Annotated in this window: 19 protein-coding genes, 2 tRNA genes and 1 other RNA gene; 7 read left to right on the top strand and 15 right to left on the bottom strand. The window is 33.7% G+C overall.

Features of this window, described 5'->3' with window-relative positions; all coding sequences use genetic code 11:
* Positions 1–57: 57 nt before the first annotated feature.
* The 4 genes from FS85_RS15225 to FS85_RS0106230 form a co-directional block, all read right to left on the bottom strand.
* Positions 58–1,665, bottom strand: coding sequence for a hypothetical protein (locus FS85_RS15225; protein WP_010135252.1), 1,608 nt, complete (start codon positions 1,663–1,665; stop codon positions 58–60).
* A gap of 45 nt (positions 1,666–1,710) precedes the next feature.
* Positions 1,711–3,558 carry a RagB/SusD family nutrient uptake outer membrane protein gene (locus FS85_RS0106240; protein ID WP_029489301.1) on the bottom strand — a complete coding sequence of 616 codons (1,848 nt, stop codon included), beginning with the start codon at positions 3,556–3,558 and terminating at the stop codon, positions 1,711–1,713.
* An 18-nt stretch (positions 3,559–3,576) separates the two neighbouring features.
* Positions 3,577–6,669, bottom strand: coding sequence for a SusC/RagA family TonB-linked outer membrane protein (locus FS85_RS0106235; protein WP_010135249.1), 3,093 nt, complete (start codon positions 6,667–6,669; stop codon positions 3,577–3,579).
* A gap of 420 nt (positions 6,670–7,089) precedes the next feature.
* Positions 7,090–7,162, bottom strand: a tRNA-Met gene (locus FS85_RS0106230).
* Positions 7,163–7,438: 276 nt separating this feature from the next.
* Here FS85_RS0106230 and FS85_RS0106225 point away from each other — a divergent pair.
* Both FS85_RS0106225 and FS85_RS0106220 read left to right on the top strand, forming a co-directional pair.
* Positions 7,439–8,809 carry a DUF1800 domain-containing protein gene (locus FS85_RS0106225; RefSeq protein ID WP_010135248.1) on the top strand — a complete coding sequence of 457 codons (1,371 nt, stop codon included), beginning with the start codon at positions 7,439–7,441 and terminating at the stop codon, positions 8,807–8,809.
* A 12-nt stretch (positions 8,810–8,821) separates the two neighbouring features.
* Positions 8,822–10,015 carry a DUF1501 domain-containing protein gene (locus tag FS85_RS0106220; RefSeq protein ID WP_010135247.1) on the top strand — a complete coding sequence of 398 codons (1,194 nt, stop codon included), beginning with the start codon at positions 8,822–8,824 and terminating at the stop codon, positions 10,013–10,015.
* A 67-nt stretch (positions 10,016–10,082) separates the two neighbouring features.
* Here the strand turns inward: FS85_RS0106220 and FS85_RS0106215 are convergent, their stop codons facing one another.
* The 9 genes from FS85_RS0106215 to ffs all read right to left on the bottom strand — a co-directional run bounded on the left by FS85_RS0106215 (position 10,083) and on the right by ffs (position 15,444).
* Positions 10,083–11,096: a family 16 glycosylhydrolase gene (locus FS85_RS0106215; RefSeq protein WP_010135246.1), complete on the bottom strand. Its 1,014-nt coding sequence runs from the start codon at positions 11,094–11,096 to the stop codon at positions 10,083–10,085.
* 97 nt (positions 11,097–11,193) lie between these two features.
* Positions 11,194–12,195 (bottom strand): UDP-N-acetylmuramate dehydrogenase, encoded by a 1,002-nt coding sequence (gene murB, locus FS85_RS0106210; RefSeq protein WP_010135245.1) that lies wholly within the window; start codon positions 12,193–12,195, stop codon positions 11,194–11,196.
* Positions 12,196–12,210: 15 nt separating this feature from the next.
* Entirely contained in the window at positions 12,211–12,987 is a 777-nt protein-coding gene (locus tag FS85_RS0106205) for a carbohydrate-binding family 9-like protein (protein WP_010135244.1), read from the bottom strand.
* Positions 12,984–13,271, bottom strand: coding sequence for a DUF3817 domain-containing protein (locus tag FS85_RS0106200; protein ID WP_010135243.1), 288 nt, complete (start codon positions 13,269–13,271; stop codon positions 12,984–12,986). Before FS85_RS0106200 ends, FS85_RS0106205 begins: the two co-directional genes overlap by 4 nt.
* Positions 13,272–13,344: 73 nt before the next feature.
* Positions 13,345–13,794, bottom strand: a complete 450-nt coding sequence (locus FS85_RS0106195; RefSeq protein ID WP_010135241.1) for a hypothetical protein — start codon at positions 13,792–13,794, stop codon at positions 13,345–13,347.
* Positions 13,795–13,863: 69 nt separating this feature from the next.
* A complete protein-coding gene (locus FS85_RS0106190) occupies positions 13,864–14,226 on the bottom strand; it encodes an LETM1 domain-containing protein (protein WP_010135240.1) in 363 nt (120 codons plus the stop codon).
* A complete protein-coding gene (locus FS85_RS0106185; protein WP_010135239.1) occupies positions 14,216–14,602 on the bottom strand; it encodes a DUF423 domain-containing protein in 387 nt (128 codons plus the stop codon). The genes FS85_RS0106190 and FS85_RS0106185 overlap by 11 nt, the downstream gene beginning before the upstream one ends.
* A gap of 5 nt (positions 14,603–14,607) precedes the next feature.
* Positions 14,608–15,168: a DUF4494 domain-containing protein gene (locus FS85_RS0106180; RefSeq protein ID WP_010135238.1), complete on the bottom strand. Its 561-nt coding sequence runs from the start codon at positions 15,166–15,168 to the stop codon at positions 14,608–14,610.
* A gap of 177 nt (positions 15,169–15,345) precedes the next feature.
* Positions 15,346–15,444, bottom strand: an RNA gene (ffs, locus tag FS85_RS16365) — signal recognition particle sRNA small type.
* 142 nt (positions 15,445–15,586) lie between these two features.
* Here ffs and FS85_RS0106175 point away from each other — a divergent pair.
* Genes FS85_RS0106175 through FS85_RS0106165 form a run of 3 tightly spaced genes read left to right on the top strand, consistent with a single transcriptional unit; the run spans position 15,587 to position 18,838 of the window.
* Entirely contained in the window at positions 15,587–16,102 is a 516-nt protein-coding gene (locus FS85_RS0106175; protein WP_010135237.1) for a DUF4199 domain-containing protein, read from the top strand.
* 9 nt (positions 16,103–16,111) lie between these two features.
* A complete protein-coding gene (locus FS85_RS0106170) occupies positions 16,112–17,065 on the top strand; it encodes a glycosyltransferase family 2 protein (RefSeq protein WP_010135236.1) in 954 nt (317 codons plus the stop codon).
* Between the two features lie 51 nt (positions 17,066–17,116).
* The gene (locus FS85_RS0106165; RefSeq protein WP_010135235.1) at positions 17,117–18,838 is read left to right on the top strand and encodes a phospho-sugar mutase; all 1,722 of its coding nucleotides are present in this window, start codon (positions 17,117–17,119) and stop codon (positions 18,836–18,838) included.
* A 61-nt stretch (positions 18,839–18,899) separates the two neighbouring features.
* Here the strand turns inward: FS85_RS0106165 and FS85_RS0106160 are convergent, their stop codons facing one another.
* A complete protein-coding gene (locus FS85_RS0106160) occupies positions 18,900–19,439 on the bottom strand; it encodes a Smr/MutS family protein (RefSeq protein WP_029489299.1) in 540 nt (179 codons plus the stop codon).
* 77 nt (positions 19,440–19,516) lie between these two features.
* Between FS85_RS0106160 and FS85_RS0106155 the strand changes: the two genes are divergently transcribed.
* Positions 19,517–20,155, top strand: coding sequence for a low molecular weight phosphatase family protein (locus tag FS85_RS0106155; RefSeq protein WP_010135233.1), 639 nt, complete (start codon positions 19,517–19,519; stop codon positions 20,153–20,155).
* Positions 20,156–20,246: 91 nt separating this feature from the next.
* Here FS85_RS0106155 and FS85_RS0106150 read toward each other — a convergent pair.
* Positions 20,247–20,328 (bottom strand) — tRNA-Leu (locus FS85_RS0106150).
* 91 nt (positions 20,329–20,419) lie between these two features.
* Here FS85_RS0106150 and FS85_RS0106145 point away from each other — a divergent pair.
* Positions 20,420–21,814 carry a dipeptidase gene (locus tag FS85_RS0106145; RefSeq protein ID WP_010135232.1) on the top strand — a complete coding sequence of 465 codons (1,395 nt, stop codon included), beginning with the start codon at positions 20,420–20,422 and terminating at the stop codon, positions 21,812–21,814.
* Positions 21,815–21,840 lie beyond the last annotated feature (26 nt).

The following is a 21,840-nucleotide window of genomic DNA, read 5'->3' as shown; positions in this document are numbered from 1 at the left end:
AAAACTGCCTGATAATTTCTTATCAGGCAGTTCCTTATTATTTATTTCAATTAAATATTAAGGTCTAGTTTCAATATCTTGTAAGAAAAAATCATCAAAATAGAATACAGCATCACTTGTTGTACCAATTAATCTCATTCTGAAAATTGTTAGAGAAGTTAAACCACTTAACACTTGCTCTCTTTCTACCCATTGACCTGTTGCAAAGTTAGATGGATTTCCCCATAATCTTTGAGTCCAATTTGGCAATAACCATGTACCGATTTCTCCTGGCAATGATGTACTAGATGGATCAACATATACTTTGTACTTAAGCAAATATTCTTTATTTGGGTCTAATACCAATCCTTCTGGCAAGTTAGCCAAGAACCATGTTGCATTTGGAGTACCAGGTTTTACTTCGACTTTTAAACTGTAACTTCCAGTAGCAGCCTGCTCTGTAGACCTAGATAAAGTAATTGGTACCGAAGCATCCAAAGGCTGCCATAAAGAACCTTGTTCTAACCCTGCAATATCTGGAACTAATAAATTAATATCATTCATTTTCACTGGTTCATCTACAAACGCAACAGGTGTTCTTGTATCAGTAGACTCTAAGTCACTACCATCTAGCATGGTTACCGTAATTACATCTGGTCTGTAAATAGCATCTACTAATTTAATGTCTAAGAAAGTGGCATCAGTATCGTTTACTGTTACACTCTCTATTGCAAAAACACTTCCGTTTACTTTTACTTCAAAGAAGGCTTCTTGCCCAGTTGCTGGCACAAACTCTCCGTTAAATGGCAATCTAATTGTTTCATTAGGTAACTCATAAATGCTTCCAGCCAATTGGAAAGGCTGAGAAGATGGAATTACTTTAATTGGAGCAGGAAACACATAGGTATCTGAATCTCCAGGTATGGTTTCTCCTGTTCTGTTTGCAGTAATACCTCCTTCAAAAACACCTAGTTTTTTCATCAATAAAGTCGCATCTTCAGCACTGCTATTTGCAACATTTTTTCCTGTAGATGGGTCACCTGGTACTACTGGAGTTCTTACAAAAAAGTTACGTCCTGTAGGTTCACCTATTGTTGTTTTGTCTATAAAATTAAGAGACTCTCCAGCTTCAACATAAATGGTGTCTGTAGATTTGTGATCTATTACGACATCATTTTGTCTTACTTCTAACTCTGCAATAATGGTATCAAATACTTTTACAACAAAAGTTGTATCTATTACCCATTTGTTACCAACTTTAGTTGCAGGCCAGTCGTAATCTTCTCCACCTCTGCTTCCTCTAAAAGCTACTGAATCTTTAAATTCATTGTACAATCTTACCTTTTGCATTCCTGATTTTCTAAAAAAGACATTTACCGTTTTTGCGTTAGAAACAGTATCTCCTTCATTAATAATCATTCCTTCTAAATTGGTAGGAACACGGCTAATAGGTCCTTTTAAGAATGCGTTTCCTGTTTCAATAGTCCATGCGTGCTGAGTTGCTCCGATAGACAAGTCAGAAAAAGTCATATAATCGTAGATATTTTTTTGCAATATCTGAGTGTTTCCTTCTGAGTTGTAAAAACCAACATCAGAAAAATCGTCTGGAGATTCATAACCTCCTGTTGTACATCCTATGACGAATGCAGACAACGTTATTAATGCTATTATTAATTTATTTTTCATTTCTTTAAAATTTTAATTCGACTAACAGTTACTTTTCAGAATTTATTATTCATCTGCCGGAATATCGTTATACAAGTTTCCGTTTGCAATAATTTCTGAATTTGGAACTGGCCAATAAGCTTTTGTCTGATTATAGTTTTCAGCTGCTCTTTGAAACTCATTCCAAGTTACATCAACCTCTGGGTCATTTTCTGGTACCTCAACCACAATAGATCCCCATCTAGTAACTTTTGTTCCATCTTTCATGATTACCTCATGGTCTAAAGCATCATATCTTCTTGAAGCTAATTCTTCAAAACGCTTTTTCTTAAAGTCTTCAATAGCATAATTACCATATTTAGCCCATCTTCTTAAGTCGATATTTCTATCTCCATCACCTTCACAAGACAATTCTAATGGATATTCTTTTAAACGTAAATGCTCCATTAAAGTTTGTGGTGTATAAGTAATATTGTCATGGTCGTTATTAGGGTATTCTCCTGTTCCTACTGGTCCCAACAAAACAACACCTGCACGTCTTCTTACTCTGTTGATAAACTTCATTGCTTCATCCATATTCCCTAACTCAATCTGGCATTCTGCGTACTGTAAATAAATTTCAGCCAAACGGAGTAATCTTTCATTAATTCCTGAACGAACTTTACCAGGAGACAATGCATCCTCATTTACAGCTCCTAAATCCCAGTTGGTATGTTTTCTCCAGAAACATGTCATTTTTACATTAAAGTTTGTTACTTGACCTGGCAAGTCTCCTTTTTCTGGATTTGAGTTTTTATAGTATGGTGTATCTAACTCATCTACCAAAGCTACAGATTGAGAGGTTCTAGGACTAAAAGATCTAAATCTTTGAGAAGTAGTTCCATCAGGATTTTCTGTAATAATAACATTTCTAGGATCCGCAGTATCTATAGCATCATTTCTATACTCTAAAATTAACCAGTTGGCAGCAACAGCTCCCCACCATCCATTTACACCTGTTAATCTTTTGTGATAAGATGTATTGGCTACGTCTCTAGAGTCCCAAGGTCCTAAGTTATTTTTGAAATCCATAGAGTAAACCACTTCTATGATAGATTCTTCATTTAATTCGTCACGTGTAGTAAAATTACTTCCGATATCTGGTGTTAATGCATATCCATAATCATTAATAACTCTTTTAAAATATTCTGCTGCTGTAGCAAAATCTCCATGATACATAGCTGTTTGCCCCATTAAAGCTACTGCTGCACCTGCAGTTACACGCCCTCTATGTCCGTTTGCCCAAGAAATTGGTAAGTTTTTAGAAGCAAAGTCTAAATCTGCCAAAAGAAACTCTTTTACTTTTTCTGCTGATTGAAGTGGTGAAGAATAATCTTCTTCAGATTCTGATGGTTTGTCTTTAATTACAACAGCACCTTCATTATAAGCATTGTGTAATAAAAAGTACATATATCCTCTAATAAATCTTGCTTCAGCTAAAATTTGATTCGCTCTTTCTTCTTCTACTTCAGAATTAAATGTTCCTATTAACTTCTCACAAGCAGCAATTACTTGGTTTGCAGAAAATATAGTTCTGTAGTTTTGATGCCATTTTCTGTTAACTGCATCAGAAGCTTCATTAAATATTTGCAAATAATACTCGTTAGAGTTTGTAGGTCTTTGCCAACCACTGGCCCAAGCCAAATCACTACAACTCATATCGTCAATCAAACGAATATTTTGTGTACTTCCAAAGTTTTTATAAGCACCTATCAACCCGTACTCTAAATCTTCTAGAGTTTTCCAGAAAGTTGAAGTAGAAGGTGCATTGGGGTTTTCTTGTTCAAGAAAATCATCTTGACAACTGGTAAAAGTTAAAGCCAACATCGATAAGACGGCCAACTTTATGTGTATTATCTTTTTTATTGTTTTCATGTTTTCGACTTTTTTAGATTAAAATTCTAATTGAATACCTCCTCTAACTTGTGCGGTAACAGGGTAGTTTCCTTTATCAATTCCTCTTGTACTCAATCCATTTCCTCCTACTTCAGGATCGTAACCTGTGTATTTTGTAAATGTCAATGCATTTTGTGCTGCTACGTAAACTCTTAATTTGTTTACTCCTATTTTTTGTGTTTTCTTTTTTGGTATAGTGTAACCAATAGTAATGTTACGTAATCTTGCAAAAGTTCCGTCTTCTAACCAATAATCTGTATGACCTCTGTAATTGTTATGGTTAGCTCCTCTATCTACAGGGATGTTAGAATCGTTGTTAAAGGTTGTCCATTGATACAATAATTCTTCGTGGTTAGCAGACTTGTATGCTAAGGCTTTGTTTCCGTTTAAGATTTCTCCTCCAAAAGAACCATACCATTGCATAGACATATCAAATCCTTTGTAATATGCTCCAAAGTTCAATCCCATCTCAAAATCTGGCACTCCACTTCCTGCATAAGTTCTATCGTCAATAGTAATCACTCCATCTCCGTTTTCATCTACATAAATCAGGTCTCCAATTTTTGCATTTGGATCAATCAACAAATAATCGTCTAATTGTTCTTGTGTTTGGATTACTCCATTAGTTTCATGTAAAAAGAACGCTCCAGCTTCGTATCCTACTCTTGCAGACGTTGTTAAATCAGCATCGTTAGCATGTCCTGAAATAGTACTCCCATCAAAATAAATAATTGGGTTACTTTCGTGCATTCTTGTGATTTCATTCTCATTTTTAGTAAAGGTTGCTCCTACGTTCCAAGAAAACTTTCCTTTGTGTCTATAGTTGGTCGCAATCTCCAATCCTTTGTTGGTCATGTCTCCTACGTTTACGACTACACTTTCAGTTAAGCTTCCCCCTCCTTCTGATGGTGCCAACCTTCTTGGTAACAACATGTCGTTTTTATCATTTTTATATAAGTCAACATTTAAAGTCAATTTGTTTGAAAAGAAAGCCATGTCGAATCCTAAGTTGTTAGAGATTGATGTTTCCCATTTTAAGTTTTTATCTGCAAAAGATTCTTGGGTAGCTCCTCTGTACAGAACTTCTCCTCCATCACTTCCAAATACATAATCTCTATTTAACTGAAGCACCGGAACTGTTCCGTAATAAGGAGCTCCGTTGTTACCTGTTGTACCTCTACTGGCTCTAATTTTAAACTGAGAAACCACTCTTTTGATAGGCATCCAGAAATATTCATCATGTACATTCCATCCTAAACTTATAGAAGGGAAAATTCCGTAAGGATCATTTGTAAACTTAGAAGATCCGTCTCTACGTACAAATGCACTAAGTAAATATTTTCCTTTGTAGTTGTACTGCATTCTTGCCAAACTACCAATCAAAGTCATCGTACTGTTTTCTGTCCAGTTGTTTGTTCCAGATTCTACATACGCTTCATCTTGCAAAGCATTGTTCAATACTGTAATTTCGTTGTTAAACAAATCAAATTTACGAGCTAAAAATTGAGAGTAATCGTACTGCTCTGCTGAATAAGCCAAGGTAAAATCTAAATTATGACTTCCTAAGCTCTTTTTGTAGTTTAAGAAACCATCCCAAGTTTTCTTTTTTCTTAGAGTACTTGTATTGGTTACGCTAGAAGGTGAATTGATAATTCTTGTACCGTCATCTCTAACAGCTACGAAATTTGGATTTACTAAAATTTGATCTCCGTTATCATAACTTACTGCAGCTCTTGTTGTAAATTTTAAATCATCTGTAATATCATACGAAGCATTGATGTTTACATCAAAATAGTGACTCTCTCTGGTGTTTATTTGTGACAATTTTTGTCCTAAGAAAGAAATATTTTGAGCTTCGTTTTCATCACCTACATTTTCTAAGACATCTGTATCTGTAACCAAAGCTGGTCTTAAAGGATCGTATTTAATAGCATCCTGAATCAATCCCCAAGGAGACACAGTATTATCAATTACTCTTAAAGAAAGTCCTGTTCTTACAGTCCATTTTCCTTTTTTGTATTGTGTGTTAGATCTTAAGTTAAAACGATCGTATTGAGAATTGTACAAAACTCCCTCTTGGCTAAAGTAACTTGCATTTACATTGTAAGACAATCCGTTTTTACCTCCTGAAATACTTAAGTTGTGGTTTTGGATAGCTGCATTGTCATTTTCAATCAAATCAAACAAATTGGTATCGTTTGTAATAAAGTGAGGAGAACGTTCTACTGTTGTCCAAGTGTTACCAAAACGAGTTCCGTTTAAAGACTCTCCTCTTAGGTGTAACTGAAACAACTTTTGTTCTCTGTTTAAAACAGGAGTGCTAGATGTAATTTTTTGAATACCATAGTAGCTATTCAAACTAATTTTCATTTCTCCTTCTTTTGCTTTTTTGGTAGTAATTAAGATTACCCCTGCAGAACCACGAGTACCATAAATAGCAGCCGATGCACCATCTTTTAATACATCAATACTTTCAATTTCATTCATACTCAATTTTGGATCGTTGTCATACGGAATACCGTCTACAACATACAAAGGTCTGTTATCTCCAAAGATTGAACTTACACCACGAATCTGAATGTTTGATTCTTCTCCTGGTTCTCCGGATGCAGCAACAACGTTTACCCCTGCAATTTGTCCTTGAATTGCAGCTCCTAAATCGGCAGTTGCTGTTTGCTCAATAACTTCAGCTTTTACCTTTGCTACCGCTCCAGTAACTTCTTTTTGTTTTTGAGTACCGTACCCCACTACGATAACCTCATCTAGGTTTTCTGCACTAGACTCTAATTGAATGTTAATAATTCGTTGTTCTTTAACTTCTACTTCTTTCGTACTAAATCCTAGATAACTTGCTACTATTATATCCCCTTTATTAATAGCAAGCTCGTATCTACCATCAAAATCCGTAATTGTTAATTTACCTGTGCTTTTCACACTAACCGTTACCCCAATTAACGGCTCTCCTTTTTCATCTGTTACAATACCCGAAACTTTATTCGTTTGTGCATGTATCAGATTAAAACTAAAAACAGTAATGAGTGCGAATAGCACGCCCCTCATCTTCAAGTTTTCAAATAATTTAAATCTCATAGTTTAAGTATGTTTATATTACGGTAACAAATTTGAAAAAATTCCGAATTTGGAAACGTAACGCATTAACAAATCACTACATCAAATGTAGAATCAACCAACAAAAACGCAATAAAAAACAGTGTTTTACAGTATTTACACAAAAACATCCCCTTTTTAAAATAAAAAACACAGCAATCTAATATACTTCTGTTACGTGGTATTACCTATCTTTTTTATAGTTTGAATTACTTAAGAAGTATATTTATATTTCTAAACCTATAATTATATTAGAACTGTGATTTTTCTTAACAATTTAATTCAGCTACTAAGTTCTTTTTAATCCAAACTTTTGAAAGTTGTCAAAAAGTTTGCTGATAATATTTGCTGGCTAAATTTTGGACAAAAAAAAGCACCTTTATAAAAAGGTGCTCTTGCTAGTAGCGGGAACTGGACTCGAACCAGTGACCTTCGGGTTATGAGCCCGACGAGCTACCTACTGCTCTATCCCGCGATTTGGACTGCAAAGATAGCGGATACATATGTTTTGAACAAATATAAACGAGGCTTTTTTTAGTATTTTTTTAACCAAAACTTAACAAACTAAAAATCAAACAAATGCAATCCGACAGCTTCGAATCATTAAAATAAAAAAAATAATCATCTATAGTTAAATTTACATCATCAAAACAGACCTAAAACTACATTTTTAAAAAACATAAATGTTATTAATTAAACTTTATGCAAAAACAACAGTCATAAAGACATACCAAACTAAAACTTAAACGGTATGAATCCACAAAAAATTATACACTTATATAATAGAGTCGGTTTTGGTTTACTTCCAAATGAACTTAAAAAAATAAGTCACCTTAGTGTTGATGAACATGTTGATTTGCTTCTAAAAAAAGCAAAAAAACAACAACCTTTAAAGGTTAACACATCTGAGTTAAGCAAATACGATCATGTAAAAAATGAACGAGAAAAAAGAATGATGTTGCAGAAAGTACACAGAAAACTTTTAGTTAAGCTAAACACACTGTGGTTTAAAAACTTGTATTCTTCTGAATCTTTACTACAAGATAAAATGTGCTTGTTTTGGACAAATCATTTTGTATGTTCTAGTAATTTTGTAGATCAGACAGAACAATATTTAAAAGTAATTCAAAAACATGCTTTAGGAGATTTTAGGGATTTTGTTGTTGCTATCTCTAAAAACCCTATGATGATTCGCTACTTAAACAATCAACAAAACAGAAAGAAAAAACCCAACGAAAACTATGCAAGAGAATTGATGGAGTTATTTACTTTGGGAGTAGGACACTATACTGAACAAGACATAAAAGAATCTGCAAGAGCTTTTACAGGATGGGGAACTAACGCAAAAAATGAATTTGTTTTTAGGGACAAACAACACGATTACGGAACCAAAACTTTTTTAGGAAAAACTGGAAAGTTTGATGGCACAGACATTATAAACATTATCCTAGAACAACCTGAATGTGCATTGTTTATCTGTGAAAAAGTTTACAAAGAGTTTGTAAACCCCAATCCCAATAGCAAGCACATAAAAAAAATGGCAAAGGTGTTTAGAAAAAAATATCGCATTGATGATTTGATGAAATACACCTTAACTTCTGATTGGTTTTACGATACTGAAAACATGCATGTTAAAATTAAATCTCCTGTAGAACTGTTGGTAGGAATTCATAAAGTGATTCCTTTTGAGTTTAAAAAAGAACGCTATTTTCAATATCTGCAATTTAATTTAGGACAAAAGTTACTATATCCGCCAAACGTAGCAGGTTGGCCAGGAGACAAACAATGGATTGATGCAAATACCATTATGATTCGCCTAAAATTAACCTCAGCTATTGCACAACAAAGAGCTATTGAAATTGCTGCAGAATCTGATTTTGAAGATGATTTTGACATGATTAGCAAACGTAAAAAAAACAAAGCGTATTTTATTTTTACCAATCTTAACTGGACTCCATTTCAAAACGCACAAGAAGGCACTAACCTAGAAGATTGGAAACAAGTACTTTTGGGCAACAAACTATCTAAAGAAACCGAACAAGTAATACAAACCATTAACCATCATACACCTAGAGAGTTCTGTATCGCACTTATGTCTTTACCAGAATATCAAATGTGCTAAAAACATCAACATATGAAAAGAAGAGATTTTATCATTAACAGTTCTTTGGCTAGCGGAATGTTATTGGCTCCAAATTTTTTAAGAGCTTTTGAAAAAATTCCTAAAAACAAGTTGGGACACAAAAAATTAGTTGTAATACAACTTGCTGGAGGTAACGATGGATTGAACACTATTGTTCCTTTTAGAAACGATTTGTATTACAAAAAAAGACCTAGAATATCTATAAAACCTGAACAAATACTTAGTTTAAATGGTGAATTAGGAGTACCAGATTACCTTTCTCCCCTAAAAAACCTATACGATAGAGGCTACCTTAGTATTGTAAACAATGTTGGATACCCAAACCCTATAAGATCGCACTTTAGATCTTCCGATATCTGGCAAACAGCAAGCGATGCCAACCAGTACAAGTCTACAGGTTGGTTAGGTGATTACTTAGATGTTTTTAAACAAGATGCACATATGGCTATTGATGTTGATAACAAATTATCATTAGCTCTAAAAGGGGCTAAGACTAGTGGTATTTCGGCTTTTGATCCTAAAAATTTGAACAGAAATACACAAGATCCTTTTTTTAAAAAAGTACTTCAAAAACACCACAAGGATACTCATCATAGCGAAGAAAATTTAGGATATCTGTACAAACAATTGATACAAGCTGAGTCCTCTGCTTCTTATATTTACGAAAACTCTAAGACTTACAACACCCAAACAGAATATCCTAAAAATCAGTTCGGAAAACAACTAGCTACAACAGCTCAGTTCATCAACTCTCATTTAGAGACCAAAGTTTACTACGTTTCTATGGGTGGATTTGACACACATGTGCAACAGCCCGCTAAGCACAAAAGACTGATGAAAATTCTTTCTGAAGGTTTGGAAGTTTTTGTAAACGATTTAAAAAAACACGATACATTTAAAGACACTTTAATTATGGTGTTTACCGAGTTTGGTAGACGAGTTGAAGAAAATGCGGGAATGGGAACCGATCACGGAGCAGCAAATAATTTATTTTTATTGACAGAAAATCTAAAAAAACCAGGAATTTACAACGATGCTGTTCATCTTGATGATTTGGACAAAAACGGAGACTTAAAATATGCTATCGATTTTAGACAAATCTACGCAACCGTACTAGACAAGTGGCTAGAAGCCGATGCTAAAAAAGTACTAGGAAATTCTTACGAGTTGATGAACTTTATATAAGTTAGGTTATTAAAAAAACAGACTCCCTAATTTTTTTAGGGAGTCTGTTTTTTTTGTTTTTATTCCATTATTCTTTTTCTGCTAATTTCCAAGTTCTTACCCAATCATATTTAGTAGTTCTTTGATCCCACGTTCCCGATTCTAAAATATTTGCTTCGTCTATAGGATTCCAGTCATAGGTTTCAATAGCCATGGTAATATACCCTTCTATATCAAAATCTGCTGGAGGATTGGTAATGGAATGCACATGTTTTCCATCTAAGTAAAATAAAATTTCATTGGGAGATTTCCACCAACAACCATATACAAAATATCTAGAATTGTTCTTCTCTTCCATTTTAGTTACCGCAGGAGAGTTTAAAGACTTTTCTACATCACAACTTCTAGCATGCCTCCAAGTATTAGAATGATAGCTCTGATCCCAATTGGTAGCCCAACTATCTGTACCATCATGCACTCTTCCTACGCATTCTTGTATATCCAACTCCAACTTTTTTTGTGGTCCCATACTACAGTTTTGTAAAAAAGCAATCCAAAAGGTAGAAGACATTACCGTTTTGTTGGCTTGCATTCTACACTCATAATACTGTCCATACTTGGCTTTTGCTTTAGAACGCAAAATTGCTCCTCCATGTGTCCACGTGGTTCCATTAACCTTTTTGGGGCTTGCAAATTTTTCTACAGTTACGTTTAAGTTTCCATCTTTTACCGTTACATTGTCCGATTCAAAAAGTGCTGGTGGTCTTCCATACCAACCAAAAGGATCTTTAGCTGGGTCTCTATACCATTTATCATCATCAAAACCATCATTAAATTCATCAGACAACTCTTCTACTTTTACCCATTTTTTATCATTCGGAACAGGATCTATTTCTATAAAAAAGGGAGTGGTTCTATCAACTTGAGCGCTATCATTGTTTTCTTCTCCTTTCTCAGAATCTTCATCTTTCGGATTATTTTTATTTTCTGTTGGAGGTATAAACACATCTGAATCTCCACTAGAACAAGCCATTGCAAAAGGAACTGCTATCAACAAAGCTGCTAAAGCTATGTAAGATTTAAATAAAGAATGTACGGTCATTATTAATAAGATTAAAAATTACTTGACCAAAGTAACAAACAAGCAAGTATTAAAATACCTCTAGAAAACAAGATGCTACCACAAATGTGCAAAAAAACTAAAAAATGTTAACTTCTATTTCTAATTCGACCCCAAATAACTCTTTTATTTTTTTCTGAATGGTCGTAGCAATATTCAAAATTTCCATTCCGTTAGCTGTTCCATAATTTACCAATACCAAAGCCTGTTTGTTGTGCACACCTGCTTTTCCAAAAGACTTTCCTTTAAAACCAGCAGTTTCTATTAACCAACCCGCAGGTACTTTTACTAGTTTTTCAGAAACTGTATAACTGGGAACATCTGGGTATTTTTGCTGAAGTTGCTGAAATTTTTCTACTGAAATTACTGGGTTTTTAAAAAAACTTCCACTGTTTCCTATTTCTTTAGGATTGGGCAACTTACTGTTTCTAATAGCAATTACCGCATTACTGATTTCTTTTAATGTAGGATTTAACTTTCCTTCTAATTGCGTTTGAATAGCTCCGTACGAAATATTAGTTTGATGATTTTTTGTAGTCAACCTAAAAGTAACACTTACAATTGCATATTTGTTTTTTGCCCAAGTTTTAAAAATAGAATTTCTATAACCAAATTCACATTCTGTATTACTAAACCTTTCTAACTCTAAGGTTTCTAAATTTAATGCCTCTAGACAAACTATAGTATCCTTCACTTCAAAGCCATATGCACCAATATTCTGAATAGGGCAAGTCCCTACATTTCCAGGGATTAGTGATAAGTTTTCTAGACCTCCATAATTTTGATTTATACACCAAAGTACAAACTCATGCCAATTTTCTCCTGCCATGGCTGTAACCTCAACAAATTTTTCTGTTTGATGATTTACAGTGATTCCTTTGAGGTTTAAATGCACAACTGTTTTATCTACATCCTTTGTTAGCAACATATTGCTTCCTCCTCCTAGCAGAAACACCTCTTTCTGATGTGCTAGGACTTCTTTTAACTCAGACAGACTTTGTACAGAAACAAACTTTTTGGCGTTAACATCTATTCCAAAAGTATTGTATTCTTTTAACGAAAACTGGGTATAATACTGCATAAACAACAACGACTCTTATTCTACAAACATTAACAAACCAAACATATTAGGCTGATGTACATCTTTTTCCTTGATGTTTTCTACTGGAAAAAGAGTAGACATCATTCTCCTCCCAATAGCATCTACATCTCTCATTTGTTTTAAAGCCAAAAAAGCCCATTGACTTCCCTTAGCTACAGGATATTGACTCGCAATACCTCTAAAAGTTTTTACAGGAATTGCCATTTCTAAGGCCCATCCTTTGTCTAAATCTTTATTGTTATTTACCGTACCTTGAATAGAAACTTCAACCGTTATTTCTGGATCAAAAGAACGAATTGGTGCATTTTTTCCGTTGTGGAAATTATTTACATACACCAAATCATTTACTGCCTTGTTAGGATTTATTTCAAAGCAAATATGAACATCTGCAGCACTAGGTGATGGAATTAAAAAAAGTTCAACACAATCATCTAAATAAGGAGCTCCATCTCGTTGTGTTTCTTTTGCATTGATGAAACGATCTTCCATCTGAAAAGAGACATAAATATTTTCATCGTCCCATAACATTCTGTATTGGGTTGGCTGCTGCTCTTGTTCGTTTTCGGTAAGGTAATAATAATCAAAACTGACCGTTTCAGCATGCTCCCATTCCTTTAAATCAATTACCCCATCAATTACAGGAGCTTGTTTTACTTTATGAACTTTGTAAACCGGTCTGTCCGTTAGAGACAACTCTTTGTTTAAGGTATTTTCACATCCCAATAAACAGGGAATCATTAGTAAATAAATATGCTTAAAAAGTAGTTTCATACTTGTGGTTTTAAGTATTTTTTATCTGCGTAAAAAGTACCAAAAGGAAGCACAGAACAAATCAGAATCATAAAAAACTCTTTATTATTCCATTTCATTTCACTTTTTAAAACAAAAGCAAAAATCACATAAGCAACAAACAACACTCCATGAGGCATTCCAAAAAATCTTACAATTACGTCGTTTCCTGTAAGGTGTTTTAACGGGGTTCCTATTCCTAAAAGAATTAAGTAAGATATACCTTCTAGTAAAGCAATTATTTTAAAGTTTTTAAGTGTAAACATGCCGGATAATTTTAAATCCTAAATGTAGTACATAAAATAAAAAACTCAATCAAAAAGATTGAGTTTTTTAAGGTTACGATACATAAGAAGTTACCTTATGTTTTTTCCAGTACTGCATTAACATAAACGTACTAATAATACACGATGCTGCTCCTTCTATAGTCATTGCAAACACAATTCGGGGCAAGGTTAAGTGATTTCCCCAGAATGAAGATTGCTGTAACATTAATAACAGCGAATCGTCTATAAAACTTACATACAAAACCATGCTAATTAATGTTGCCAATACAGCTAAAAAACTCGTAGCAAATCCTACAAAAAGATTATTAAAGTATACGGAGTCGTATCTTTCTGTAATATTTGTTTTGATAGCAGTATTTACACCCCACAATACAAATAAAATATTTACAAATCTAAGCCCCATTATATGAGAAAAACCAATTACTTTGATTAAAAAGTAAAACCCAACAATTAAAGCATAGATTTTTAATGCATTCTTAAAAACAATTTTTGTTCCTGTCATAATAATATGTTTTTTGGTTAAACTCCATTTAAGTTACGGATTATTAACCACATAGAAAAACAACAGAGGTTATTTTGCTTGTTTGGATTTATTCTTAAAGTTGGACGGAATTAAATCTATGTTTCTTTTTTCGGCAGCACGAATTAAAAAAGGGATGATAATACTAGCACCTGGTAACAATATAAAAGGAATCCCAATACCCACTACCTTTAATATATCAGATAGATAAAGTTTTAGGATTTTTTCATCTTCTTTATCTATTTTACCTTTCAACACAAAGGTTTGAATAATGGCTGTAGTCTTTTGTGTGTCTTGTGCACCATGCTTTAAGCCCATAAAAAAAACATCTAGAGCCAATGCAATTTTTGTTCTATTTCTATATACAAAAACACGAAACAACCTATAAGACCTCGATTTTTTTTTAGCTTCCATGCACAATGGTTGTAGCTATAAAAAACAACCAAGACAAAAGTAAACATAAACCTCCTAATGGAGTAATGGGTCCTAAAAATTTAACAGGAAGTTTACGACTTTTTAAACTACATATTCCGTAAATACTTCCCGAAAACAAAAACACACCAACTATCGCAAAAATTACTGATAATGTGTCTAATACGTATTCAAAAGTTAACGTATTGGCTATTAGTACTAAAAATAGAGCATGGTACATTTGGTACCTTACCCCTATTTCAAAACTATCTATTATTGATGGTGTCCATTTTTTCTTTAGTAAATGGCTAGCAAACGCTCCAAAGACTATGGCTAACACACCAAAAAAACCTCCAAATAAGTAGGCAAATTGTTGCATGATAATTATTGAGAAATTTCTGAATCGTCTTCTTGTTCTTCTTCGTTTACAGCATCAAAAGCTTGATCTTCTAAATTTTCTTCGTCATAAGTTTCTGCTGATACTTCTGAAGATGGAACGATTTTAGGTTCTAACTCTTGGTCTTCATCAAAAAATGGAAAAATATCAATAATAGGAGATTCGGTAATGCTTGGAATAGAAAAATCAGAAACCGTATCAGAAAATTGATCAATTAAATATTCAAAAGCATCTTTTACATCGTTGGCTTGTACCAGTACATAAGTGTTGGTTCTTCTTTCAAGGCCTTTGTCTTCATCCAAAGTTACCAAAGACACTTTACATTTAAACCATCTATCTCCGTGTTCACTCGGAAAAATTTCAGAAAAATTGGCTACTTTAATGTTGGTTATTTTAAAACCTTCGGATAAGTATTTGGCCATTTCTTCATTGGCACGTGCTTCGGCCTCTGTAAAAGTTAAGGCATCAAATAAATAAGGTTGATTAAAGGTTTTTACCTTTTCGTTATCGTCAATTTTGCTATATTTTACTTTTACTTCGAACCACATAGTGTCATCATTTTAGATTTTCAAAAATAAAGAATCCGTTACAAGTTTGGAGGACTATTTTGTGCGAATATTTTAGAGTTTTCAACAAAAAAACAAACCTAGTTGCTAGAAAATACAAAATCCAGCAAACTTGCTGGATTTTATATGAATAAACTTACTATTTATTGTAACATAAAAAAAGGGCAAGCGATCTACATCACACTGCTACGACCAAGTACCCTTGCTGCGTTCCCGCCCTGGGGGATTCCGAGGGAGCTAGTTGTGTAGGACTTACCCGGCTGCAAATTTACAACCTAAATACAATTCTTGCAACATTTAATACATCATTTTTTAACATTTAATTCATCTTACTGTAACAGGGTACTTTAGGACAATAATTAGTTATATTTGCTCCAAATTTTAACAAGAAATCGTTCCAATGAATTCATTTTTTAGTAGCAAACCCATCTTAAAATTCGGGTTAATTTCAGGTTTTTTAATCGTTTTAAACGAGTTAATTATTTATGCAACTACGGGTAGCAATCCTTACATAAGTGAACGTACTTCTATTTTTTCGGCTTTGGGTTTAATTATTCCTATTGTTGTTATAATGGTTGCTATTAACTACTTAAAAAAGCATGTTGGTTTTACAAGTTTTGGTCAAATTATAAAACCAGGGTTAATTATAGGTGCTTTAACAGCTTTTGTTTACATTGTGTATTCTTTGTTATTTATTTACAACATTGAACCCGACACACTAACCAAATTTGAAGCAATGAATAGAGAACGTTTGGTGGCTACAGGTAATTTTGAAAACCCAGAGAATTTAAAAAATGCCATCCAATTAGCCAATAATGCTTTTATTCCTGGTACTATTTTGTTTAGCCTTGCAGTAAATTTATTTATCGGTTTTTTAGCTGCGGTAGTAACGGGAATTTTTGTTAAAAACAAATAAACACCTTGTATGCAATTATCTATTGTAATTCCATTGCTAAACGAAGCAGAGTCTCTTCCAGAGTTACATCGATGGATTGTTTCTGTAATGGAACAACATCAATTTTCTTACGAAATTATTTTTATAGACGATGGTAGTACCGACACATCTTGGGATGTAATTTGTGAGTTAAAAGCAAAAAACCCATATGTAAAAGGAATTAAATTCCTAAAAAACTTTGGAAAATCTCAGGGACTAAATGCTGGCTTTAAAAAGGCAGAAGGAGAGGTAGTAATTACTATGGATGCCGATTTGCAAGACAGTCCTGAAGAAATTCCGGAATTGTACCAAATGATTGTTCACCAAAATTATGATTTGGTAAGTGGTTGGAAGAAAAAAAGATACGATTCAGCCATTCGTAAAAACATTCCATCTAAACTATTTAATTGGGCCGCTAGAAAAACATCAGGAATTGCTTTAAACGATTTTAACTGTGGACTAAAAGCGTACCGAAATAAAGTTATAAAAAACATTGATGTTACTGGTGAAATGCACCGCTACATTCCCATCTTGGCTAAAAATGTAGGATTCATAAAAATTGGAGAAAAAGTAGTACAACATCAAGCTAGACTGCATGGAGAAACTAAGTTTGGTATTGATCGCTTTACCAATGGATTTTTAGATTTAATCACTCTTTGGTTTTTATCCAAATTTGGCAAAAGACCCATGCATTTTTTTGGATTGATAGGGACTTTTATGTTTTTAATTGGTTTTGGAGTTGCCATCTACTTAGGAATTCATAAACTAATAACCGTTTTTTACTTTCATCAAACAGCGAAACTTATCACCAACAATCCTTTGTTTTACATAGCACTAACCAGTATGATTTTGGGAACACAGCTATTTATAGCAGGGTTTATAGGAGAAATGATTCTAAAGAATAGAAAAATAACAAATTTATATTACACAGAAAAAGAAATATAAATCAATATTCTATATATTTAACCCAACAAAACAGAATAACTTAAACTTATCATGGTAACTTCAGAAATTATCGAAGCTTCAAAATTATGGCTAAGCCCTACATTTGATGCAGATACACAAAAAGAAATTCAAGATTTAATAGACAATAACCCAGAAGAGCTAACCGATCGTTTTTACAAAAACATGGAGTTTGGTACAGGAGGTATGCGTGGGGTTATGGGTGCAGGTACCAATAGAATTAACAAATACACCATTGGTAAAGCAACACAAGGATTGTCTAACTTTTTAATAGCAAACAGTCCTAACAAAGAACTAAAAACAGTAATTGCTTACGATTGTCGTAACAATAGTAAAGAATTTGCCAAAGTTGTTGCTGATGTATTTACCGCCAACGGAATTCAAGTTTTTTTGTTTGATGACTTAAGAACTACACCAGAATTATCCTTTGCTGTTCGTTATTTAGGATGTGATGCAGGAATTGTGCTAACAGCCTCTCATAATCCTCCAGAATACAATGGGTACAAAGTATACGGTGCTGATGGATGTCAAGTTACTCCACCATTAGACAGTATGATTATAGATGAAGTAAACAACGTAACTTTTGATGCTATTAAATTTGAAGCAGACGAAAAGTTATTAACCTATATTGGAGAAGAAATTGATGATGCTTTTCATTTGGCCTCTATAAAACACGGAACTTTTGGAGATCAAATAGACCGAGGAGATGTAAAAATTGTATTTACTCCATTACACGGAACTTCCGTAATGTCTGTGCCTGCAGTATTGCACAGAGCAGGTTTTTCTGATGTACACATCGTAAAAGAGCAAGAACAACCTAACGGAAATTTCCCTACAGTTAAATCTCCAAACCCAGAAGAAACAGAAGCTTTAGAAATGGCTACCAATTTAGCCAACCAAATTGGAGCTGATATTTTAATGGGAACCGACCCAGATAGTGACCGATTAGGAATTGCTGTTAGAGATTTAGAAGGAAACATGAAATTGTTAAACGGAAATCAAACCATGATCTTGATGACCGACTTCTTGATACAACAAAAAAAGAACAATGGAGGATTAAAAGACAATCAGTTTATTGCAACCACTATTGTATCTACCGAAATGTTAAAAGTACTGGCTGATTATTATGGATTGGAAACCGTAATTACCTTAACTGGTTTTAAATGGATTGGAAAATCTATTGCCGACTTCCCTAAAAAAGAATTTATTGGAGGAGGCGAAGAAAGCTACGGTTACATGATTGGTGACTTTGTAAGAGACAAAGATGCAGTAACATCGTGTCTGTTGGCTTGCGAAATGGCTGCACATGCGAAAGCAAAAGGAACCACTTTGTACCAACAGTTGTTAGATATTTATGCCAAACACGGATTGTACAAAGAAGCATTGATTTCTATTACTAAAAAAGGAATGGATGGAGCAGCTCAGATTCAGCAAATGTTAGTGGACTTTAGAGAAAACCCAATGAAAGAAATTGTAGGATCTAAAGTAAAATACATTTGTGATTATCAATCTTCTATTCAGAAAAATGTACTTACTGGTGAAGAAACCGTAATGGATATGCCTAAATCTAACGTATTGATTTACCATACTGAGGACGGAACCAAAGTATGCGTAAGACCAAGTGGAACAGAACCAAAAATTAAATTTTACTTTGGTGTTAAAGGAAATTTAGATAGCATAGAAAATGCTGAAGAAGCAGAAGCTGCATTAGATCATAAAATAGCACAAGTTATAGAAGAGTTAAAACTTAACTAAATACTGTAACTAAATTCATTACTAAAAAAACATGTTTTACTTTGTAAAACATGTTTTTTTTTTAGAAAGAAACTTCAGTAGCTCCTAATCCATATTTTTGATATGAAGCATCTTCATATCTTAGAGAATATCTATGAAACAAACGATACAACTCTTCCTTTAGTATTCCTTCTCCTACTCCGTGAATAAACACAATTTTGGGAATTCTATTTCTTATAGCAAACTCAACCTTGTGTTTAGCAGTATCTAACTGTTTGTTTAAAATATCTGCATTATTCATCCCCGAAATCGACTTTACTAATTTTTCTATATGTAAATCTACCTCCATCACCACTCCGTATTTTTCTTGCTTTGACTTTTTAGTACTTCGCTTAGAAGTTTCTACCAACTGTTCTTTTTGACGTAACATCTTGTTGTTGATGTCATTAAATTTAGAAAGCTCAGACTGTTCAACCTCTATTAAAATTAGCTGATTTTCTCTATAAGGCAACTCAAACCCATATTCATCCAAAACCATTACTTGCCCTTTAGAAACCTTGACTACTACTCCTTTTCCTACACTATCTTTCATCAAGACCTTATCACCTATTTTAAGTTTCATTTTTACTTAATTATATATTAACATTTGACTATCGGTTTCCCTTTATATTTGTTTTTTAGCTAATAAAAAAAGTGCTGATGACCACTATTCCACAAAAAAACGTAAAAGACTTGTTTGAAAAAGCTATTAATACCACAAAATTAACGATTAATAGAGAACATATACTACAAGACATTGCAAATAAAATTGCTGAAATTTTAAATAACAAAAGAACTGTAAACCTAAACTTTATCTGTACACATAATTCTAGACGTAGTTTGATAGCCCAAACCTGGGCTTATTATGCCATGGAATATTACGGTATAACTAATGGTTATAGTTTTTCTGGAGGAACCGAAGCCACCTGTTTTCATGCCAACACATTAAAAACTTTAGAAGCTTCAGGATTTAAATTTAGCTTGGAAGAGTTTAGTCATAAAAATCCAAAATACATTATTAACTATAAAGATGCTGAAAAAGAAATTATTGGTTTTTCTAAATTAGTAGATCATTCCATTAATTCAACTCCTTTTCTAGCCATTACAACTTGCAATGATGCTGATGAAAATTGTCCCGTAATTTTAGATGCAGAAGCACGCTTTCATTTGCCTTATAAAGACCCTAAAGTTTATGATGATACCGAAAATCAGAAACAAGCTTACCTAGAAACCTCTTTGCTAATTGCAGCAGAGATGGGAATATTATTTAACAAAGTTAAACAACTAGTAAAGTCGTAAATCACTCGCCAAAACATCAGTCATAGCCAAGCATCAATTTTAAAGTTTATTAAAAAGAAAAAAACTTCTGTTTTCACAGAAGTTTTTTTTGTACGGGCGGAGAGACTCGAACTCTCACACCTTGCGGCACTAGATCCTAAGTCTAGCGTGTCTACCAATTCCACCACGCCCGCAATTCTTAATTTTAACGAGTGCAAATATACACAATAGTTACAAATACCAAAGAGAAAAATTATATTTTAGTACTATAAAAACCAAAACCCCATGAATACTTTACAAAAGTACATAGAAACACATCGAAATCGATTTGTAGAAGAGTTATTTGACCTTTTACGCACTCCATCTATTAGTGCAGACTCTGACTACAAACCACAAATTGCTAAAACAGCAAAACAAGTTGCCTCTGCTTTAGAAAAAATAGGATGCGACCATGTTCAAGAAATTCAGACCCAAGGAAACCCAGTAGTTTACGCTGATAAGATTATAGACACCAAGCTCCCTACAGTTTTGGTATACGGCCATTACGATGTACAACCTGCTGATCCTTTAGATTTATGGGAAAGTGAACCTTTTGAACCCACAATTAAAAACACTCTTATACACCCAGAAGGAGCAATTTTTGCACGAGGTGCTTGTGATGACAAAGGGCAGTTTTTTATGCATGTTAAAGCAATTGAATATTTAATAACAACCAATCAACTACCATGCAATATAAAATTTATGGTAGAGGGAGAAGAAGAAATTGGCTCTCCTAGTTTAGAAGCTACTATTAAAGAATATAAAGAACTCTTTAAAAACGATGTGATTCTAATTTCAGATACAGGAATGATTTCTAACACTCAACCGTCAATTACTACAGGTTTGCGTGGACTAAGTTATGTTGAAGTCGAAGTGACAGGTCCTAATAGAGACTTACATTCTGGTTTTTATGGAGGTGCCGTAGCCAACCCTATTAATATTCTAAGCAAGATGATTGCTGAACTGCATGACGAAAATAACAAAATTACCATTCCTGGCTTTTACGACGATGTGCTAGAGTTATCTGAAACTGATAGAGAAGAAATGGCCAAAGCTCCTTTTGACCAGCAAACATATAATAAATCTATTGCCATTTCTAAAGAAGCTGGAGAAAAGGGGTACAGTACTTTAGAAAGAAGCTCTGTAAGACCTACACTAGACGTAAATGGAATTTGGGGAGGCTATATAGGCAAAGGAGCCAAAACAGTATTGCCTTCTAAAGCCTATGCTAAAATCTCTATGCGATTGGTAGCCAATCAAGACCCTGATAAAATTACAGAATTGTTTACTCGCCATTTTTTGAGTTTAGCTCCAGAATCTGTTACTGTTAAAATAACACCTCATCATGGAGGTAAGGCTTATTTAACTCCCTTAGATTCTATAGGATACCAAGCAGCCCATAAGGCATATTCTCAAACTTTTAAAACCCCTCCTATACCACAACCCTCGGGTGGTAGCATTCCAATAGTATCATTATTCAACGATGTTTTTGGCAGTCATACCATATTAATGGGTTTTGGTTTAAACACCGATGCCATCCACTCTCCTAACGAACATTTTGGTTTATTTAACTTTTTTAAGGGTATAGAAACCATTCCTTATTTTTACCAGCACTTTACAGAACTCTATAAAAACTCTTAATGCAAAAAGGAGCGACTTTCTACTAT

The sequence above is a fragment of the Ochrovirga pacifica genome (assembly GCF_000220525.1).
GTDB classification, from domain to species: domain Bacteria; phylum Bacteroidota; class Bacteroidia; order Flavobacteriales; family Flavobacteriaceae; genus Ochrovirga; species Ochrovirga pacifica.
Note: the sequence above shows the minus strand (reverse complement) of the source record. Positions and strands in the feature narration are given on the sequence as shown.

Coding starts and splice junctions, on each gene's coding strand:
- FS85_RS15225 (WP_010135252.1), bottom strand. CDS start 1,665: ATGAAAAATAAATTAATAATAGCATTAATAACGTTGTCTGCATTCGTC.
- FS85_RS0106240 (WP_029489301.1), bottom strand. CDS start 3,558: ATGAAAACAATAAAAAAGATAATACACATAAAGTTGGCCGTCTTATCG.
- FS85_RS0106235 (WP_010135249.1), bottom strand. CDS start 6,669: ATGAGATTTAAATTATTTGAAAACTTGAAGATGAGGGGCGTGCTATTC.
- FS85_RS0106225 (WP_010135248.1), top strand. CDS start 7,439: ATGAATCCACAAAAAATTATACACTTATATAATAGAGTCGGTTTTGGT.
- FS85_RS0106220 (WP_010135247.1), top strand. CDS start 8,822: ATGAAAAGAAGAGATTTTATCATTAACAGTTCTTTGGCTAGCGGAATG.
- FS85_RS0106215 (WP_010135246.1), bottom strand. CDS start 11,096: ATGACCGTACATTCTTTATTTAAATCTTACATAGCTTTAGCAGCTTTG.
- murB (WP_010135245.1), bottom strand. CDS start 12,195: ATGCAGTATTATACCCAGTTTTCGTTAAAAGAATACAATACTTTTGGA.
- FS85_RS0106205 (WP_010135244.1), bottom strand. CDS start 12,987: ATGAAACTACTTTTTAAGCATATTTATTTACTAATGATTCCCTGTTTA.
- FS85_RS0106200 (WP_010135243.1), bottom strand. CDS start 13,271: ATGTTTACACTTAAAAACTTTAAAATAATTGCTTTACTAGAAGGTATA.
- FS85_RS0106195 (WP_010135241.1), bottom strand. CDS start 13,794: ATGACAGGAACAAAAATTGTTTTTAAGAATGCATTAAAAATCTATGCT.
- FS85_RS0106190 (WP_010135240.1), bottom strand. CDS start 14,226: ATGGAAGCTAAAAAAAAATCGAGGTCTTATAGGTTGTTTCGTGTTTTT.
- FS85_RS0106185 (WP_010135239.1), bottom strand. CDS start 14,602: ATGCAACAATTTGCCTACTTATTTGGAGGTTTTTTTGGTGTGTTAGCC.
- FS85_RS0106180 (WP_010135238.1), bottom strand. CDS start 15,168: ATGTGGTTCGAAGTAAAAGTAAAATATAGCAAAATTGACGATAACGAA.
- FS85_RS0106175 (WP_010135237.1), top strand. CDS start 15,587: ATGAATTCATTTTTTAGTAGCAAACCCATCTTAAAATTCGGGTTAATT.
- FS85_RS0106170 (WP_010135236.1), top strand. CDS start 16,112: ATGCAATTATCTATTGTAATTCCATTGCTAAACGAAGCAGAGTCTCTT.
- FS85_RS0106165 (WP_010135235.1), top strand. CDS start 17,117: ATGGTAACTTCAGAAATTATCGAAGCTTCAAAATTATGGCTAAGCCCT.
- FS85_RS0106160 (WP_029489299.1), bottom strand. CDS start 19,439: ATGAAACTTAAAATAGGTGATAAGGTCTTGATGAAAGATAGTGTAGGA.
- FS85_RS0106155 (WP_010135233.1), top strand. CDS start 19,517: ATGACCACTATTCCACAAAAAAACGTAAAAGACTTGTTTGAAAAAGCT.
- FS85_RS0106145 (WP_010135232.1), top strand. CDS start 20,420: ATGAATACTTTACAAAAGTACATAGAAACACATCGAAATCGATTTGTA.